Annotated in this window: 17 protein-coding genes; 4 read left to right on the top strand and 13 right to left on the bottom strand. The window is 43.5% G+C overall.

Annotated features, from left to right (window positions below; translation table 11 throughout):
- The 5 genes from PHQ42_03375 to PHQ42_03355 form a co-directional block, all read right to left on the bottom strand.
- Positions 1–253 (bottom strand): hypothetical protein (locus PHQ42_03375; GenBank protein MDD5071750.1); only part of this gene is annotated, 253 nt, incomplete at its 3' end.
- A complete protein-coding gene (locus PHQ42_03370) occupies positions 250–1,185 on the bottom strand; it encodes an SDR family oxidoreductase (protein ID MDD5071749.1) in 936 nt (311 codons plus the stop codon). The genes PHQ42_03370 and PHQ42_03375, both read right to left, overlap by 4 nt.
- A gap of 39 nt (positions 1,186–1,224) precedes the next feature.
- Positions 1,225–2,127 carry an SDR family oxidoreductase gene (locus tag PHQ42_03365; GenBank protein MDD5071748.1) on the bottom strand — a complete coding sequence of 301 codons (903 nt, stop codon included), beginning with the start codon at positions 2,125–2,127 and terminating at the stop codon, positions 1,225–1,227.
- Positions 2,128–2,178: 51 nt separating this feature from the next.
- Positions 2,179–2,736: an NUDIX hydrolase gene (locus PHQ42_03360; protein ID MDD5071747.1), complete on the bottom strand. Its 558-nt coding sequence runs from the start codon at positions 2,734–2,736 to the stop codon at positions 2,179–2,181.
- Between the two features lie 2 nt (positions 2,737–2,738).
- Positions 2,739–3,629, bottom strand: coding sequence for a hypothetical protein (locus PHQ42_03355; GenBank protein MDD5071746.1), 891 nt, complete (start codon positions 3,627–3,629; stop codon positions 2,739–2,741).
- A gap of 356 nt (positions 3,630–3,985) precedes the next feature.
- On the opposite strand from PHQ42_03355, the gene PHQ42_03350 reads away from it, so the two are divergent.
- On the top strand, positions 3,986–4,867 hold the full coding sequence (locus PHQ42_03350; GenBank protein MDD5071745.1) for a hypothetical protein: 882 nt from the start codon (positions 3,986–3,988) through the stop codon (positions 4,865–4,867).
- A gap of 153 nt (positions 4,868–5,020) precedes the next feature.
- On the opposite strand, the gene PHQ42_03345 is transcribed toward PHQ42_03350, so the two are convergent.
- Together PHQ42_03345 and PHQ42_03340 are read right to left on the bottom strand one after the other, a co-directional pair.
- Positions 5,021–5,587: a hypothetical protein gene (locus PHQ42_03345; protein MDD5071744.1), complete on the bottom strand. Its 567-nt coding sequence runs from the start codon at positions 5,585–5,587 to the stop codon at positions 5,021–5,023.
- Positions 5,539–5,916, bottom strand: coding sequence for a hypothetical protein (locus PHQ42_03340; protein ID MDD5071743.1), 378 nt, complete (start codon positions 5,914–5,916; stop codon positions 5,539–5,541). Before PHQ42_03340 ends, PHQ42_03345 begins: the two co-directional genes overlap by 49 nt.
- Before the next feature lie 88 nt (positions 5,917–6,004).
- Between PHQ42_03340 and PHQ42_03335 the strand changes: the two genes are divergently transcribed.
- The 3 genes from PHQ42_03335 to PHQ42_03325 are packed head-to-tail and all read left to right on the top strand — an operon-like array spanning position 6,005 to position 7,813.
- The gene (locus PHQ42_03335; protein ID MDD5071742.1) at positions 6,005–7,153 is read left to right on the top strand and encodes a glycosyltransferase family 4 protein; all 1,149 of its coding nucleotides are present in this window, start codon (positions 6,005–6,007) and stop codon (positions 7,151–7,153) included.
- 25 nt (positions 7,154–7,178) lie between these two features.
- Positions 7,179–7,472 (top strand): hypothetical protein, encoded by a 294-nt coding sequence (locus tag PHQ42_03330; protein ID MDD5071741.1) that lies wholly within the window; start codon positions 7,179–7,181, stop codon positions 7,470–7,472.
- Between the two features lie 23 nt (positions 7,473–7,495).
- Entirely contained in the window at positions 7,496–7,813 is a 318-nt protein-coding gene (locus tag PHQ42_03325; GenBank protein MDD5071740.1) for a hypothetical protein, read from the top strand.
- Between the two features lie 203 nt (positions 7,814–8,016).
- Here the strand turns inward: PHQ42_03325 and PHQ42_03320 are convergent, their stop codons facing one another.
- From PHQ42_03320 to PHQ42_03295, 6 genes are all read right to left on the bottom strand, one after another.
- The gene (locus PHQ42_03320; GenBank protein ID MDD5071739.1) at positions 8,017–11,646 is read right to left on the bottom strand and encodes a lamin tail domain-containing protein; all 3,630 of its coding nucleotides are present in this window, start codon (positions 11,644–11,646) and stop codon (positions 8,017–8,019) included.
- Between the two features lie 60 nt (positions 11,647–11,706).
- Positions 11,707–12,237, bottom strand: coding sequence for a hypothetical protein (locus PHQ42_03315; protein ID MDD5071738.1), 531 nt, complete (start codon positions 12,235–12,237; stop codon positions 11,707–11,709).
- A gap of 26 nt (positions 12,238–12,263) precedes the next feature.
- Positions 12,264–12,941 carry a transposase gene (locus tag PHQ42_03310; GenBank protein MDD5071737.1) on the bottom strand — a complete coding sequence of 226 codons (678 nt, stop codon included), beginning with the start codon at positions 12,939–12,941 and terminating at the stop codon, positions 12,264–12,266.
- A gap of 108 nt (positions 12,942–13,049) precedes the next feature.
- Positions 13,050–13,898 carry a zinc-ribbon domain-containing protein gene (locus PHQ42_03305; GenBank protein ID MDD5071736.1) on the bottom strand — a complete coding sequence of 283 codons (849 nt, stop codon included), beginning with the start codon at positions 13,896–13,898 and terminating at the stop codon, positions 13,050–13,052.
- Positions 13,899–13,990: 92 nt separating this feature from the next.
- Entirely contained in the window at positions 13,991–16,255 is a 2,265-nt protein-coding gene (locus PHQ42_03300; protein MDD5071735.1) for an O-antigen ligase family protein, read from the bottom strand.
- 250 nt (positions 16,256–16,505) lie between these two features.
- A partial coding sequence (locus PHQ42_03295; GenBank protein MDD5071734.1) for a hypothetical protein occupies positions 16,506–16,987 on the bottom strand: 482 nt, incomplete at its 5' end.

The following is a 16,987-nucleotide window of genomic DNA, read 5'->3' as shown; positions in this document are numbered from 1 at the left end:
TGTCATGCGATGTTTTGGCAAATTTCGCCCCTCCAAAAGCCAGCCAAAGCTTATCAAAAATCTGCAAACCAATGCCGATCCGGTACACGTTAATATTGCCCAGCCGTTCAAACCTGGGCAGTTTCCTGTCCATTCTGGCCGTTATCATATCAAACTCTATAGCAGAAATCCGTTCGGTTATTTCCCGAACCGCCACTTCCGCGCCGCCCACAAAAGGAAAATAAGCGGTTGAAATAATTAAAACTCTTTTCATTTTATTATAGCCCTGAAATAATCAATAGTTTTGGCCAGGCCGCTTTCTAAATTGGTCTTCGGCTCCCAGCTTAATTTTTCTTTCGCCAAGCTTATGTCCGGCCTTCTCTGCTTCGGGTCGTCCGCCGGCAATTCTTTAAAAACAATTTTGCTTCCGCTTTCCGGAATAAGCTTCAAAGTTTTTTCCGCCAGCTCTTTCATGGAAAATTCATCCGGATTGCCCAAGTTAACCGGGCCCGTAAACTTTTTGCTTTCCATCATGGCCAGCAAACCATTTGTCAAATCATCAACATAGCAAAAGCTTCTCGTCTGGTTGCCGTCGCCGTAAATAGTCAAATTCTCGCCGCGCAAGGCTTGAATGATAAAATTGGAAACTACCCGGCCGTCCTCCACGGCCATATTCGGCCCGTAGGTATTGAAAATCCTTACCACTTTTATATCCACGCCGTATTCCCGCCAATAGTCAAAAAATAAAGTTTCAGCGCAGCGCTTGCCTTCGTCATAGCAGGATCGGACTCCGACCGGGTTGACATTGCCCCAATAGCTTTCCGCCTGGGGATGAACTTTCGGGTCGCCATACACTTCGGAAGTTGAGGCCTGCAAAACGCGGCAATTCAATTTTCTCGCCAAATCCAGGGCGTTAATCGCGCCCAAAACATTAGTCCTGACGGTCTTGACCGGATCTTTTTGATACCAGACAGGCGCGGCCGGGCAAGCCAGATTATAAATCCCGTCAACTTCAAAATTATATGGCTCTTCCGCGTCGTGTTCCACTAAAGTAAAATTTTTATTTCCAATCAAATCCTGAATATTGGCTTTGCTGCCGGTAAAAAAATTATCAAGGCAAATTACCAGGTTGCCCCGCCCCAAAAGCTCCCTGCATAAATGCGAACCGATAAAACCGGCTCCGCCGGTAACTAATATTTTTCTCATAAAATTATAAATTGTTTTCTTGCTTTTTTGTTTTCTTGTCTATAGCCCTATTTCCTTTTTATACCCCTCCAGCCACTCCGGTAAATCTACGACCGGCTCCCAGCCCAATAAAACCCGAGCTAAATTGTTATCGGCCAAACTCTCCTTTGCTTCTATCCTGGGCGGAATATTAACGGTTGGTCCGCCAATCATTTCCGCCAGCTCTTTGACGCTGTAGCTTTTGCCTCTGCCGACATTGATTGTTTCCCCGTTGCCTACTTTATCGCTTTCCGCCGCCAAAATATTGGCTCTGACTATGTCCGCCACGCTGGTAAAATCGCGCCTTTGCTCCCCGTCGCCCACAATAGTCATCGGCTCTCCCCGCAGACGCTGCTGCGTAAAAATTCCGATAACCAAACAATACGCTCCTTCGGTTGGCTGGCGCTTTCCATAAACATTGAAATAACGCAAGCAAACAGTGGGCAAATTATAAATCCGCCTGAATAAACGGCAATAAAGTTCGCCTACGTATTTTTGCAGAGCGTAAGGGCTCAAGGGTTTGGCCGTCATATCTTCGCGTAAAGGCATTTTCTCCTGATCGCCGTAAGCCGAAGAGGAGGCGCTATAAACGACTCTTTTTACCCCCGCTTCTTTAGCCGCCATTAAAACGTTGAGGGTGCCGTTTATATTTATATCGTTAAAAGTAACCGGATCTTGAATTGAAGGCTGGACGCGAGGAAAAGCCGCCAGATGAAAAACATAATCAACGCCTTTGAACAAGGGTTTTATTTCTTCCAAATTCCTAATATCAAGCTGATGAAATTTAGCTCCGGGATTAACATTTTCCTTTTTCCCGGCGGAAAGATTGTCAATAATAATGACTTCGTCCCCCCGCTCGACAAGAGCGTCTGCCAAATTAGAGCCGATAAAGCCGGCCCCGCCTGTTACCAAACATTTTGCCATAAATAAAAATTAAAATTAGTAAATTTGTAATTGATAATTGCGAAACGCAAATTACGCAACCATCTTTTTCTCTTCTAATATTTTTAAAGCGTTTAAAATTTTTAAATCAATCTCAAAATTTTTGTGTTTCTTCAAGCAAAATTCCGCCAATTTTTTAAGGGGGACTCTCACCACTTCTATTTCCTCGCTGTCGTCGGAAGAAACGCCTTCAAAACCGGCAAAATTAGCCGCCGGCGCGAAATAGATAAAAATTTCATTATTGATAAGCCCCTGGTTAAAGAACCCCCGGCCGGCAAAAATCAGTTTTTCCGCCTTATAGCCGGTCTCTTCCAAGAGTTCCCTTTCCGCCGCTTCAGCTAAACTCTCCCCCTTTTTGTCAGCCAAACCCGCCGGCAGCTCCACAATATCTTTCTCCAAAGGAAAACGGAACTGCCTGGCCAATATCACCTCTTTCTTTTTTGTCAGGGCGAATATCATTACAATATTTTTGGTTTCGTTCAGTTCTACGCATTCCCAGATACCCCTTGTCCCGTTTCTATTGGAAAACTCTTTGCCGACAACCCTTATAAATTTCCCCTGCCACAATACTTTTCGCGAAAATTTTCTCATATTTATTCCTCCGCCTGCTCCGCTTTTGGCTTGGCGGCTCCTTTAACCGCAATCGCCTCTTCGCCATAAACGCCGGCGAGCAAATCCAAATCTTTGCCGCTTGAAACCAGCAAATCGATATTTTTGTCTTTTAAACTCTCCAAAACTTTCCGGCCGAACTCGTCTCCGATATGTTTTTTGTAAATTTCGGAAAAAGCGGCGAAATCTTTTATAAAGCAATGGCCGCCGGCTCCGCGCCCGCCCTGATGGACCGGATTTAAATGAGTCCGGCCGATTCTCGGGTCGGCCGCCATGGTCTCTTGTATGGTTTCCCATTGGCAATCCAATTTCATTGCCAAATCGTAAAGCATATTAATGAAAATAACCTTGAAATAAAACCAGCAATTTCCCCCGTATTTTATCAACTCCGCCTCTCGGGAAGAACAGATAATTTTATAAGGGGCATAAGGCAGGACTTCCAAAACTTCTTTGGCTTTCTCTTTGTAGTCATCCGAGTCTTTCGGCAGGCCGATAATATTCCTGCTCGGATTAGCCGCATCATAAGCCGCTGTCGCTTCGGTTAAAAATTCCGGGGAATGCATAATGTAAATATCCGGATTTTCCTCCTGGATTGATTCGGTCGTGCCCGGCAATAAAGTTGATTTAATAATGGCGATTTTCCCGGCTCCCACCGATTTTATCGCCTGCCTTAAAATACTATCATCAAAACCTTCCGGAGTGCTTGGCGTCGGCACCGCGATGAAAACGATATCGCAGTCTTTTATTTTTTCCTTGTTATCCACATAAGGCTTTTCCAGGCTATAGCGGACGATTTCGTAGCCTCTTTTTTCGAAATCATCGGCATAATTTTTGCCAATCCAGCCCTGGCCGATAAAGCCAATAATTTTACCCATAGAATTTTTAGTTTTGCTTAATTATAAGTAAATAAGTAAATAAGTAAATAAAAAATACTAAGTTTTTCTTCTTAGTTTGAAATAATGGCTTATATCCTCTTTGTCTATGTATATATTATTAAATAAAATAAACCCAAAGTCAAGAAAAAATTTATTACACCCTCTTGACAAAACTAAAATAATATGATATTATTAAATATTACGTACTTTTAATAATTTGATAAAAACATCAAAGAAAAAAGGTAAAAGAAAAAATTTTTCTCATTAACGCCAGAATTTGAACCGGTTTGTTTAAATCCACGATCCTTGCTGGCCGGTCTAACCCGCCAGCAAGCTTACCAAATGGAGGAGTAGAAATGGAAAGACGTGAATTCCTGGCCCGGAAAAAAGTCGGATTGATCCTTCGGGTTTATGCCCATGAAGAAGACCGAATCCCGACTCGGGTGGAAATGATCGAAAAAGCGATCGCCGCCGCCCGGAAAGCCACGGTTGATGGCCGGGCGCTGATCAAGCGTATTGACGTTCTTGTCTGGTGCGACAAGAACTATGCTGACAGCGATTGCGGCCAAACCGCAGCTATCTTACGGGAAAAATTTTCCGGGGAAAAAGACCTTTTCATCTCGGAAGTTTCCCATGGGGATATCTTCTGCGGAATCCTGAACTACGGCATCGTCCATCAGCTGCGGCATGGGGTTGATTATTCAATCATCGCCTCGGCCGAAGCCTTTTCCTACATGACACCTGAAACCATGGCTGCCATGGTGAACGCGGCCTGCTCCGGCGCCCTTGCCATCGGCGTGGCTATTAACGAGCTGACGGATTCCATTCTTGCCGGCCGGATTGCCAACACCTTTGCCATGTGGCACAATGAATCCCTGATGACAGTCGGCGGATTTGATCTGCGGGCGGCCAAACCGGTCAACGAAACTCTCGCCCATTTCATGAGGGGATGGAATCCGAAAAAAAATGAAAACGTCTTTTACCATCTGGCCGGCGTGGAAGAAGTTATTCCCCTGGCCCGGATGGCAGAAACCTTCGGTCCCTGTATCGCCCCGATTTTTACGCAAGGCGAAGGCGTCCAGCAGTACCAGGCGCCCGATCCCGCAAAGGATCCGGAACTCTGGCAACGGCATGTCGCCAAGATGGGCACCAAATTGGAGCGCCAATGCGCCCTCCTGGCCTCTATCGGCGTTGACCCGTCTTTCCTCAAAGGCGGAGTAATGCCGGAATACCGCTGATAGAAATCCGAAAATCAAATACAACTGCTCAAACGCTAACCTGTTTGAGCAGTTTTTTTATTCCATCCCCTTTCGACAAAAGGGGCAGGGAGGATTAAAAAAATAAAAAAGCGGGATTACTTAAACCCCGCTTTCAAATTATCCGAAATTTTTTTAGGCGGCTAACTGAAGGCAAAAACACTCTTTCCCCGAATCTTCAGTAACCACTTCGGAATAGCAATACGCCGTTATTCCCTCCTCCGGCAGGATAATTCTCACTTTCAGGCACTCCCTGCCGTCAATTGACACTACTTTCTCCGGCACGCCGATAAATTCAACCACGGCGCCCAAACCGGCCAAAAATTTCCGCTCTTTGCCGAATTCTATTTCATCCAAGAGCGTATTTTCGGCAGGACCCCTCCCTCTTGGTTTTAGATGCTTCCGTAAAATTCCAATAACGTCCGTCTCAAAGAAAACAGCGTTTATTCCTCTGTTTTTTTTGGAAATCCGGCTGAATGATTTGTTACCGCTGAAAAGACCCCAAGAGTTAGCCATACCTCCTCCTTTTCTGCTAAATAATTTCTGAAAAATCGCACTTTCTTTCTCTCGCCCGCGCATAATATCTTTGCCGACGCTTATCTCTTCCAGCCCGTCGTTTCCCAAAGAATGAAAAATGACACAACTATCCCCTTCTAAGGCATTATTTCCAAGAACGGACAACAGCCCCCGTCTATCCTGCAAAAAATTGAAACCTCCCTTGATATTCTGATTTTCAAATAGTAATATTCCCTCACCTTAACTATTTCCGCGGGGACCGCTCCTTCAAAGACAAAACTAAAAATTTTGATTTTCAGTTTGCTTCCCAATTTTATAAGGTTGAGCGCGGTCCTTCCGGCCTTTTTGCCAGTATTTCCCCTTGCCAATATCTTGATCAGTTCTTTTTCTTTTTCCGGAGAAGAATTAAAAATGGAAAAGAAAAATAAAAAATTCGCCGCATAAAAAATATTGGTTGCTTTCATCAACTCGCTAAAAAGAAAAGCGTAATAAGAATGTCTTAATTCTCCACGCATGATTAACTCCTTTGCCTTATTCAATTTACAAAGTTCAAATTATAGTATAATGTAATAATATAAGCATAAAATTTACTTTTAGTCAAATATGCCTAAAAAAACCATTCTCTATTTGATAACCCAAAGCGAATTGGGCGGAGCCCAGCGCTACTGCCTTGATTTGGCCTCGGCCCTGAAAAATGAATTTAATGTAATCGTGGCTTTCGGGGGAAAAGGCGAAAAAAGCGCACTGGCGGAAAAACTTAAAAAAAATTCCATAAAATACTATGCTCTCCCCCGCCTCCAGCGCTCTATTTCGCCAATTAACGATTGGCTGGCTTTAATCCAAATTGTAAAATTAATAAAAAAAGTTAAGCCGGACATAATCCATTTAAATAGCAGCAAAATCTCAATCCTCGGCTCCATGGCTACGTTATGCGTTGCGCGTTATGCGTTGCGCGTATATACCGCCCACGGCTGGGTCTTTAACGAACCTCTCCCCTTCTGGCTGAAATTATTTTACAAATACGCGGAAAAATTTACCGCCCGCTTCAAGGATAAAATTATCTGCGTTTCCGAGTTTGACTATAAAACAGCTCTGGAAGAAAAAATCTGTTCTAAACAAAAATTAATTACGGTCCATAACGGCATTGCCCCGATTGATTTCCTGCCCCGCCAGGAAGCCAGAGAAAAATTAAATCTGCCGGAAAACCAATTTATTATCGGCAGTATCGGCAATCTCTATAAAACCAAAGGCTTCCAATACCTTATCAACGCAGTCAACATCCTAATTGCCAATTACCAGTTACCAATTACTTTGGTTATTATCGGCGAAGGCGGGGAAAGAAAGCGGTTGACTGAACTCATAAAAAAGTATAAGCTGGAGGATAACGTAATTTTGGCCGGCCGGATTCCCGAAGCCGCCCGCCTTCTCTCCGCTTTTGATATTTATGTCTGCTCCTCGGTTAAAGAAGGCCTGTCTTACACCATTATTGAAACAATGCTCAATGGCCTGCCCATTATCGCCACCCGAGTCGGCGGCAATCCGGAACTGGTTGAAAACGGCCAAACCGGACTTCTGATAAATTCGCAGGACGCGTCTGATTTGGCAGATAAAATTAAAGAGCTGAAGAACAATCCGGAACTGCAGCAAGAAATAAGCACAAAAGCCAGAATCAAAGCGCAGGAAGAATTTAATCTGGAAAAAATGATTAGGGAAACAAAAGAAATTTATTATAAAAAAATAAATAAAAAATAATTGAACTTTTAAAAAGCGAGGAAAAATGGCGACTGCCAAAATTTTCAACTGTTTTCCCTATCCCAATGATAAAGACGCAAAAGAGGCTGAAACTCTTATTTTTATAGCGGAATGCGTAACCGCATCCATTTCAATCGGAGTGATTGGCGTTGCCGTCTTAGGTTACGGGTTTTATCTTCTGAATTTGGGCCAATACTGGCGGCCGCTCTGTTTGCTGGGAGCCATAATTCCGTTATCTTTTCTGATTGGTTATTGCGCCCTCTTGTATTTTCTCTTTATCCAGGAACCGGGGGCGAAAATCAACGAAATCAAAAAATAAATTCGGGATAAGGGGGCGCGCTAATGGAAACGGCTCAAATTACCTCTGATTATTATGAGGAAAAAGAGCATAATATTTTTTCCCCTGATATCATCTTCTTTGCCTTTCTGGCAATTATCGCCATAATCGTCTTGGCAGTTACAATCGGCTTGTATTTTGGCCTCCGCTACCTAAATGCCTGGCAACACTATTTCTCCCGGCAGATGGAATTTGCTATTCCGGCGGTTTTTCTTATTAGCTGTTCTGTCGCTCTTTGCGCTTATTTCTATTGGAAACTCTGCGAAGACGAAGGGGAAATCGGCGACAATATGGGGGAAGAGGCCGGAGATTATAATGATTGAACCGACGAGAAAATGAAAACAACAAAAGGGTCGAGCTAAAAGCCGGCCCTTTTTCTTTTATTTGACAAATTATTATCCTAGTGATAAATTGGCTTCAGGTGAAAGTTGCTTGCCAGGGCAGCCTTTAAACTTCAATTCCGTAAGGGTTTGACACCTGAAAATCTGGTGGCCGCATCGCTCGAGAGATGCGGCCTTTTTCTTTTCTATGGCTTGGGGGTTATCACCGCTAAGCTATGAGTCCAATTATTGTTAAAAGTTTGCGTCCAGCCGCTTTCATATTCGCCGGCCGACCCTGTTTTTTTATAACTAAGCCCGATATGGGTTCCGTCAAAATAAGAAAATCTGTGATTAAAAATTTCTGTTTGGCCGGGATCGGGAATTAAAGCGCCGGAACCGCAGTCAACAGAAGCAGAGTCAATTATTAAAGAGTTATTGTTTTCCGCATTTACCACATCTAAAACATGCTCGCTCTGAAAATTGCGATGCAGGACGGCGCTAATCGGATCACTAGTGTTGACATTGCCCAAGTTAACCACCACGGCGGCCATTCGCATGCTGTAGGTAAACTCGACTTCTACCTTGTGCTCGCCCACCGGCGGATTGATTAAAAACCAAGTGGAAATATTGGTTCTCGCTCCGGGAATGCTCCCGCCGGCTATTTTGGTTAAATTTTCGCCGCCGAAACTGACATTTATTACGTCCTTATTGTCATCATGCCAATAAGCGCTTAAAAATATCATCTCGTCTCCAGCTCCTACGGTATGGAGCCAGGATAAAGTACTTGTCCCCCATTCGGAAACAAGAGAAGAAATATTGCCGATTATTATATCACCGGCAGGCCCAGATAAAGTGCTGCCACTTGCCTGGTTTGATAAATCTGACCAATAATTTCCATTATAAACCATTAAAGCGAAACAATACTGCGTGTCTGCCGCCAGACCTGTTACTACATATTCCTCCGTTTCCCCGGCTGAAGTTGCCGGTGTCGGCAAGCTTGAAGTCGCGATTTTTGTCGCATTATCCCAGCCGGTTTCTAAATCGCAATCCCCGGCTTTCAGTTTATAACGCAAATCATAATAAGCGCCGCTGCCTAAATTAGCATTAGCAGGAGATGACCAAAAAAATTTAATTGTTGAAGCGGTGGAAGAAGCGGCTAAAACCGCTAAATCGTCTACCTCGGCTGGAATAATCGGCTCATCATTTCGCGGCTCGGTTGGCGAGAAAGAATTCTGCGGCTGCGGTATACTGCGAACAATAAAATCATTACTGTTGTTATCGCTGTCATAACCATTGCCTTGCCATTCATGCTCTCCGCCCGAACCCATGGTTGCGGCCGTTGCGGAAAAAGCGGCTTTACGTTCTAAACTTTGGTCAGCCGCCGGATTTTCCGGATAAGCCGCTGTCTCAAAATCGCTAGCCGAACCAAAACCGACTTTATCTATTACAGTTTCTCCAGCGTCGCTATAAAGGATAACCGTATTATCGGCGGCTATTGATTGCGTGGTTGAATAAACCGCATCTGCTGACACCGCACCATCGTAACCGCTGGGATGGGTTATTAGGAAAAAACTTTTTGCCGGCAGGTTGACATTGGGAAAAGTAGTCAATAAATTAAAGGGGTTGCCGCCACCAGTCTTGCGGCTTAACCGATAACCATTTAAGTTGATCAAGTTACTTGTCGGATTATATAATTCTACAAACTCATCCGTGGCAGTGGCACCGGCAATTTGTATTTCGCTAATGACTAAATGGTCGGTTGGCGGAAGAGCAACCTTCGTTGTCGCCTCATCGCTCCACTCCCCCATATTTCCGGCCTTGTCATAAGCCCGAACGCGGAAATAAATATTCTTTCCGGCTTCCACGGCAATGCCAAAAATATTTTCCGCGCTGCTCGTTGCCACAACCCACTCCTGCCAATCTCCGCTTTCAATTTTATATTGGACATCGTAACTGGCAATACCGCTGCCGGTTGTGGTTGCTATGTCGCTTCCTCCCCATTCTACAGTAAAGCCGGTTGCGCTATATTCGCTTTCCAAATTTTTAATAGTTGAAACCGGCGCGGTTATATCCACAAACCAGCTATAAACCGTTGAGCTGCTGATATTGCCGGCCGCGTCAAAGCCTTTGACCGAAAAGCCGTGCTCGCCTTCGGTTAAATCGCTAATTGTCGTGCTGGCTTGGCATAATTCCCAACCGCCATTATCTAACTGGCAGGAATAAGTAATACCTTCTTTATTAGATTGAAATAAAAAGGTAGCCCCTGTAGAACTGGCAAAACTAGCCGGAGAGTTGGCAATATTGACAACGAAGGAAGCCGTATCAATTACCCAGCTAAAAACCGCCGGGCTCTTGTCAGTATTGCCTGATTTGTCAGAAGCTCTTATTTCTATAATATGCTCGCCGTCAGCCAACCCGGTTAAGTCAAGGCGGTCGCCGCAGCTTTGCCAACCGTTATTGTTCAGATTATATTCAAAACTTGATTCGCTTTCCGAAGAAGAAAAAACAAAACTGGCAAAACTGGAAGAGGAAATTTTTTCCGGCGAACTGATAATCGCCGTTTCTGGAGCTGTGTTATCATTGCTAAAAGTAATGGAAGCAGAGCCAGAAGAATTAGAAGCGGTTCCCGTTTCTAAAACTTTACCTTCCGTTTTCTCCTTTTCTTTGTTTAAAATTACTTCGTCCTTTTCAAAAGGAAGCGGCGCCGTTTTTTGGTCCAAGGAAGGTTCCGGGGAAGGTAAATAAACGGAAATTGAATCATTATCGCTCGCTTCGATTTGTTCCGGCTTAAATAAATCCTCGGCCGTAATTTTAACCGATAGGACTTGGCCGGCTTCTCTGACCGCTAATTCCCCTGACTCCCTAATTATTTCTGAAAATTGCCGGCCGGCTTCTTCAAAATAAGCTGAATTATATTGGCTGATTTCTATATTTTTAGGATAAACATTGGAAATGGCATTTTTTAATTTGTCCAGCCAATTTTTCTTCGCTTCTTCTTCCTTTTTCTTTTCCACTTCTTTAAAAAACAAATCAATCATTCCCGCGCCATAAGAAACTGCTTTTGGAGCAAGAAGAGAGTAATAGTCGGAGTGAACCGAAAGTGTTAAATAGTAAAAAGGTTTTCCCGCTATTATAACTTTTTCTGCTAATTTGAACTCTTCGCCAGCGTCATCTCTTGAGAGTAAGTAAATCTTTTTGTTTTCAATTATTTCTTTATAAAAACTATTCACCTCTATCGTATCTTGGCTAAAGAAATATCTATTAGAATAATTAGCTAAGGAATCAAAATATTCTCCCAAACTATTAAATTTTGTTATTGAAGTTTTGGCTAATTTCCAGTCGGAATTATTTTCTGCCCAGCTTTCAAAGGGATCGCCGCTAAGATGAATATCAAGCCTGGTATGGGCCGGCACCGCCATATCTTCAATTAAATGCAGGTTATGGCCCAAAGCAATAAAAGCTTCTTTCCTGTCGCCTTTAATATAAGAATCAATGGCTCTCTGCCAAGTTTGGTTGCCTTTGGGGTAGAACGACTGCTTGATATTTTGCCCGGTCCAGTTTTTGGCGGAAGAATGAAAAGAAAGCCCATAGCCGGTCTGCGGATTATAAAAATGATTCATCCATCTTGGCGGCGTATCTTCTTCGCGCGCTCCTTGCATAATCCAGTTGATTTCCGCCGTAGAAGAGATTTTATTTCCTGAAAATTCATTAAACAATTCAACCGATTGGCGCGCCAAGGTTGGATGGGTAATAGTATCGTTAAACGAAGACGCTTGACCGGCCAGAAACAGAAAAAGAATAATGAGAAATAATTTTATTCCCCTCCTTGAGAACATATTTTTTCCGCAGGGGTTCGACCCCTTTAGTAAGGGGTCGAACCCCTTTAAGAGCAAATTTTATAAACTATCTAATTTCCAATCGCCATTAGCATCTTTAATAAAATTTATACTGCCTACTAATTGTTGCTTATATTCCTCGGAGTAATAATCATAATCGTACTGTGCTATTGACTCGTACATACTAATTTTATTGATTTCATCAGAATAATGCAAATATAAATCTTTAAATTTCCCTTCATCAAAAAAACTTTCTAAAGCCTCTTTATTTTCTTTATATCTTTTCCCGGACTCTTTACTTAATTGCTCAATCGCCATTTCCAAATCATTATCCTTTAAGGCCTGCCTGAATTTCGCGTAAGTTTCTTCCGGCGTTGTCCTGGTGGCCACATCCGCGTATTTTATCTGCGGATACATCTTCGCCAACTCGCTCTCGGTATAGTCCGTATAAGGAAAATACGGACGGGCCAGGCCCAAAGACACTTTATCCATTTTTCTAATGGTCCAGAGATTCAAAAGAACGCCCAAAACCGCCATCGCGACAATGGCGATAAGCCCGATGATAATGATTTTTTTTAATTTTGGAGTCATAAATTTATAGGTTAATTATAATATTTTTACTCTAATAAATATCTCTTTAGTTCCTCCTTCCCCCGCCCAGACTCTTTTATTATAGCATTAACCAAATTTTTATACTCACCGATATTCTCAAACTGCGATAGAATTATTTTTTTATTAGCTAGCGCCCCTCCCCTTTTCCCCATATAATCAAGGTGGCTACTCCAAACCCAGTTTTCCGCTCTGGTAATTCTATGGATTTCCGCATTGCCGTTGATATACCCGGAAAGCCAGAGAAAATAGGAGTCTGTTTTAACGTGGACGGCTTTGTATGCACCCTGCCAAAGAGAGCCGGATCTCTTGTGTCTGTGATTAAAATAAGCCGCATATCCACCGGCAATTCTTTTCATGAAGGCTGAAACTCCACCGCTTCTTAATTGTCTCGCTAATAAATGGTAATGATTTGGATTTAAGCAGTATGTTATTATTTCTACCAACTTCGACCGGTCTGGGGACCGAGTCGCCACCAAGGCGACTCGGTCCCTAAATTTATTTTTTTTATCTTTTTCCCGCAAATATTTTTCATAAAAACCGCCATGGCAATCTATTTGGTTAAACTCCCTCATGCTCCGTAAAAATCTAACATAATCGTACTTATCCAAAAATACCTCCCGCTTATCCACGCCCCGGTTATAGATATGATAAAATTCTCCGGTTTGAAATTGAAATTTGCGCATTTCATTTGAAGACGGCAATTAAATTTTCCATAATAAAAACCTTGCCTAAAAACAAGGTTTTTTTATTCTTTGTAAAAAATAAGCCCCTCCCCTATCATATTTTTAATTTTATTTTTTCGTCCAATAATCTATATCTCTCATTATCCGAAAAGCGTCGGCCGGCTTACCCAGAAAATACCGCTTGCCATCCCCGGGATTTACATACCAGGCCTCGCCATGCCCTTCAACTTGCAGTAATATTTTCCCCTTTTGCTTGTTGGCAAAATCCATATCTATGCCCAAGCTTCCCGGACCGGCCGGATTGAAACCGGCCAAAATTTCCTCTTTGTCGGAATAACCGTCCCCGTCCGTATCAACCTTGGTCGGGTCTGTGCCGATCGCTTCCTCAAAGATATCGGACAGGCCATCACCGTCTGTATCCTCGCCTTCCAAATTGGCTTCCGCCACCGGAATTTTTCTTAAATTTTCATTGCTTATGCCCACGCCCAGCCTTATTATCAGGTTATAGACATTGGCTTCGGCCGAATTAAGGTCAAGCTGAATCTGGGAATATTTCTCCTCCACCTCGGTTTTCTCCGAAAGCACGGTTTTGAACTCTTCGGTTTTAGCGTCCAGAACCTGGTTCTTTTCCAATAAATCAACCTGAACCTGCTTAAGCAAATCTTCTTTCTTGGCCAAATCTTCCTGCGTTATTGTCAAATCTTCCTTGGCTTGGGTTAATTCTTTCTGGACGCTGGAAACGGATAAAAGCAGTTTGGTGTTGGCATTGTATATTTTTACAATCACCAAAACCATGCCCAAAAAAATCAAAACCAAAACGCCGTAAAAAAACCATCTCTGCCAGCGGCGGAAAGAAATTTCCTTGCCCAATTGCTCGCGAGTGGAAACCGCTTGCCCGCAATGGGGGCAGATTTCGGAGTTATCCGGAATTTGCTTCCGGCAATTAAAACAAATCATATTTTTAAAATTAATCTTACCATTATATTATAACACAAAATAAAAAATATGAAAAAAAATCCTCAAAACCGCGCCCCGCAATCCACAAAATGCTATTCTAAGCTCTCAATAAATTTTTTCACCGACGCCTCCAAACTTTTATCCAGCTCAACCGCCCTTCCGGCCGCCTGTCTGGCTTCTTCATTTTGCCCAAGCTGGGCATAAATTTTTGACAAATTTATCCAGACTTCAACGTTCTTCGGCTCTAATTTTGTTAACCGGAGATAAAGGATTAGCAATCTCTCTTTGTCTCCCAGGTCTATATAATGATTGGCCGCCATTTTAACAAAAGCTGACGGCGATAACACATCCGCCCCTCCTTTGTCTAGGCATTGGTCAAGCTCCCCGTACCCCTCTTCTTCCCTTTCCAAAAATATATAAACTTTGGCGAGCTGACAGGTGCTTTCATAATAATCCTCGTTCAAACTGACGGCGTATTTCAAAATTTCCACGGCTTTTTCCGTCTCGCTCCGGGTAAGGCAAATCTGAGCTTTGATAAAATAAACCGGAATCCGCCCCGGGCTGGAAGCAATGGCCGAATCTATGGCCTCCAGGGCTTGGTCGGAATAATAATAAAATTTCTCCGTATTACCGATGTTAACCCGGGAAGCGTTATCCAAAACCTGGGCCAGTTGCAGCTGCATTAAATTGTCCTTGGGATTATACTTTACGTTAGCTTTCGCCAACTCCACTCCATAATCCATAATTTCCCTGGCCGCCTGTTGCTCGTCCGAGCTTACCGCTATGGAGCCCAGGGTCTTAACCAGGCTGGCGCGGCTGTCCCGATCTAAAATCGTCTTATGGCTCAAAGCTTTTTTATAGGCTTCCACGGCGCCGACCACATCGCTTCTGGCCAGGGCCTTTTGGCCTTCTATCGTCCCCATAAGCATCTTAACCGGTTTCAAGTTAAATTGGTAAACTGCAAAAATTGTTATAAGGCCGAAAATAAACAAAGAATAAATTTCCCTGTTGTCCAGCTCCTTGTCTTTTTCTTTTGAAACAGGCGCTTCCTCTTCGGCAGTTCCTCCCCGGGAAAGCCAACAAATATAACCAAGCAGCACCATCAAGGCGATATAAGTTACCAAGGCGTCAAACACCACCAGATTTTGGATAAGATAAGCGGTTATCAAGCCGATAAGCAAAATAAAATCCGCCAGACTTATTTCTCTCCGCTTAAAGCCGCGGATAAGATAAATAAGGGCGGCGACAAAAATTGACAGGTAGGAAAGAAGGCCCAAGAGACCGGAGGTGGAGACAATATCAATCAGGTTGCTATGCGCCTGGTCAAAATAAGTTTCGCTGCGGGTATAATTGTAAAAAGTCGGGTCAAAATATTTGTCAAAAATAATGGCATAATTGCCGTGGCCGACGCCGAGAATGGGGTGGTTTGAAAAATCTTTGGCCGCCGCTCTCCAGGAAATAAACCGCGTCTGCATGGTGGAACTGGACAAAGAAATATTTGTCAATCTGGCCAAAAAAGAATTATTTTTGACAAAAGGCCGGTCAGCCCCCAAAAACAAAGCCGCCGACAAAACTACCAAGGCGAGAAGGCAGGCCAAGCCGTATTTTTTTATTTTTTTATTGCCTCCCAGAATCGCTAAGAGCAACGCCATCAGCATGAGACTTGCCCCAAAACCGAGATAAGCTCCCCGCGTGCCGGAAAAAATCAAGGCCAAAAGAAAAATAAAAGCCGCGGCGATATATCCCGATCGCCACAATTTATTTTTGGTTTTAAAAAACAGGAGGGAAACAAAAAAGAAATTAAAAATGGCGAAAGCGCCGACATAAGCGGCATTGCCGATTGTGGCGATGATTCTACCCGGCCCCCAAGGGCTCTCTATAATTTCCAGCCTCTGGCCGATGCCGTGCAAACTCACCAAAACTCCCGCGCCCAGAAAAAACAAAAATAAATTTTCCCAATCCTCCCGGGCGCGCATAACGGTCATAATAATAAAATAAAGGATAAGAAAATGAAAAAGATGGAAAAAGCCGAGCATTCTTTCCGTATCGCCCCAGAAGCTTAAATTAAAATCCACGCTCACGAAACAGGACAAAAGGATGGCGGCCAAAAAGGCGATAAGCCCGAGAGAAATCCAAGACCTCTTTGCTCCGCCCCAGGCCTTGCCAAATGGCCGCCAACCGGGATATTTCACGATAAAAGCCAGCCAAAAAATAAATAAAAATTCCATCAAAACATTAAAATATATTTGCTTGGTGGTAATGTAAGGAAAATAAAAATTCCGATAGGTCAGAAGCACAGATAAAAAAGAAAGATAAACTCCCCATCTTAAAATTTTTAAATAAACTTTTTGGCTCATAAAATTTTTAATTTATTTAGAAATAATTAATAATCTTACGGAAATTCCCGCCAATTACGGGGAATTGAAATTGCTGTTTGATATTCCCAGCCCCAGATTTCTCATGACATTAAAGGCGTCGGCGGGCTTGTCCGCCAAAGCTCCCAAGCAATCTACAAAGAGCTGAAATTGCTGTTTGATATTCCCAGCCCCAGATTTCTCATGACATCAAAGGCGTCGGCGGGCTTGTCCGCCAAAGCTCCCAGGCAACCTACAAAGAGCTGAAATTACTGTTTGATATTCCCAGCCCCAGATTTCTCATGACATCAAAGGCGTCGGCGGGACGGCCGAGAAAATAGCGTTTTTTGTCAGCCGGATTGACATACCAGGCTTCGCCGTTTCTCTCCACCTGTAAAAAAATCTTTCCGGCTTGGGCCACGGAAAAATTATTATCAAAATTCATTTTCCCCTCGCCTGTCGGATTGAAGCCGGCAACAACTTCCTCTTTGTCTCCATAGCCGTCGCCGTCGCTGTCTTTCTTGTTTTTGTCCGTGCCGATAGCGTCTTCAAAAATATCCGGCAAACCGTCGCCGTCCGAATCAACCCCGGACAAATTGCCCAAACCAATGGGAATTTTTTCCAAGTTGGCATTGCTGATGCCGATTCCCTGCTCCCGCATCACGGAAAAAGCGTCGTCGGGGCGGCCGAGATAATACATTTGCTGGCGGCTGGGGCTTATATAATAAGCTTCGC

It is taken from the genome of Patescibacteria group bacterium, assembly GCA_028711655.1.
In the GTDB taxonomy this organism is placed as follows: domain Bacteria; phylum Patescibacteriota; class Patescibacteriia; order Patescibacteriales; family JAQTRU01; genus JAQTRU01.
Note: the sequence above shows the minus strand (reverse complement) of the source record. Positions and strands in the feature narration are given on the sequence as shown.

What these genes read in the sequence shown, in the direction of transcription:
- PHQ42_03340 (MDD5071743.1), bottom strand. Translation starts at nt 5,916, where the DNA reads ATGCGTGGAGAATTAAGACATTCTTATTACGCTTTTCTTTTTAGCGAG.
- PHQ42_03300 (MDD5071735.1), bottom strand. Translation starts at nt 16,255, where the DNA reads ATGAGCCAAAAAGTTTATTTAAAAATTTTAAGATGGGGAGTTTATCTT.
- PHQ42_03335 (MDD5071742.1), top strand. Translation starts at nt 6,005, where the DNA reads ATGCCTAAAAAAACCATTCTCTATTTGATAACCCAAAGCGAATTGGGC.
- PHQ42_03315 (MDD5071738.1), bottom strand. Translation starts at nt 12,237, where the DNA reads ATGACTCCAAAATTAAAAAAAATCATTATCATCGGGCTTATCGCCATT.
- PHQ42_03360 (MDD5071747.1), bottom strand. Translation starts at nt 2,736, where the DNA reads ATGAGAAAATTTTCGCGAAAAGTATTGTGGCAGGGGAAATTTATAAGG.
- PHQ42_03350 (MDD5071745.1), top strand. Translation starts at nt 3,986, where the DNA reads ATGGAAAGACGTGAATTCCTGGCCCGGAAAAAAGTCGGATTGATCCTT.
- PHQ42_03365 (MDD5071748.1), bottom strand. Translation starts at nt 2,127, where the DNA reads ATGGCAAAATGTTTGGTAACAGGCGGGGCCGGCTTTATCGGCTCTAAT.
- PHQ42_03330 (MDD5071741.1), top strand. Translation starts at nt 7,179, where the DNA reads ATGGCGACTGCCAAAATTTTCAACTGTTTTCCCTATCCCAATGATAAA.
- PHQ42_03325 (MDD5071740.1), top strand. Translation starts at nt 7,496, where the DNA reads ATGGAAACGGCTCAAATTACCTCTGATTATTATGAGGAAAAAGAGCAT.
- PHQ42_03305 (MDD5071736.1), bottom strand. Translation starts at nt 13,898, where the DNA reads ATGATTTGTTTTAATTGCCGGAAGCAAATTCCGGATAACTCCGAAATC.
- PHQ42_03370 (MDD5071749.1), bottom strand. Translation starts at nt 1,185, where the DNA reads ATGAGAAAAATATTAGTTACCGGCGGAGCCGGTTTTATCGGTTCGCAT.
- PHQ42_03320 (MDD5071739.1), bottom strand. Translation starts at nt 11,646, where the DNA reads ATGTTCTCAAGGAGGGGAATAAAATTATTTCTCATTATTCTTTTTCTG.
- PHQ42_03310 (MDD5071737.1), bottom strand. Translation starts at nt 12,941, where the DNA reads ATGCGCAAATTTCAATTTCAAACCGGAGAATTTTATCATATCTATAAC.
- PHQ42_03355 (MDD5071746.1), bottom strand. Translation starts at nt 3,629, where the DNA reads ATGGGTAAAATTATTGGCTTTATCGGCCAGGGCTGGATTGGCAAAAAT.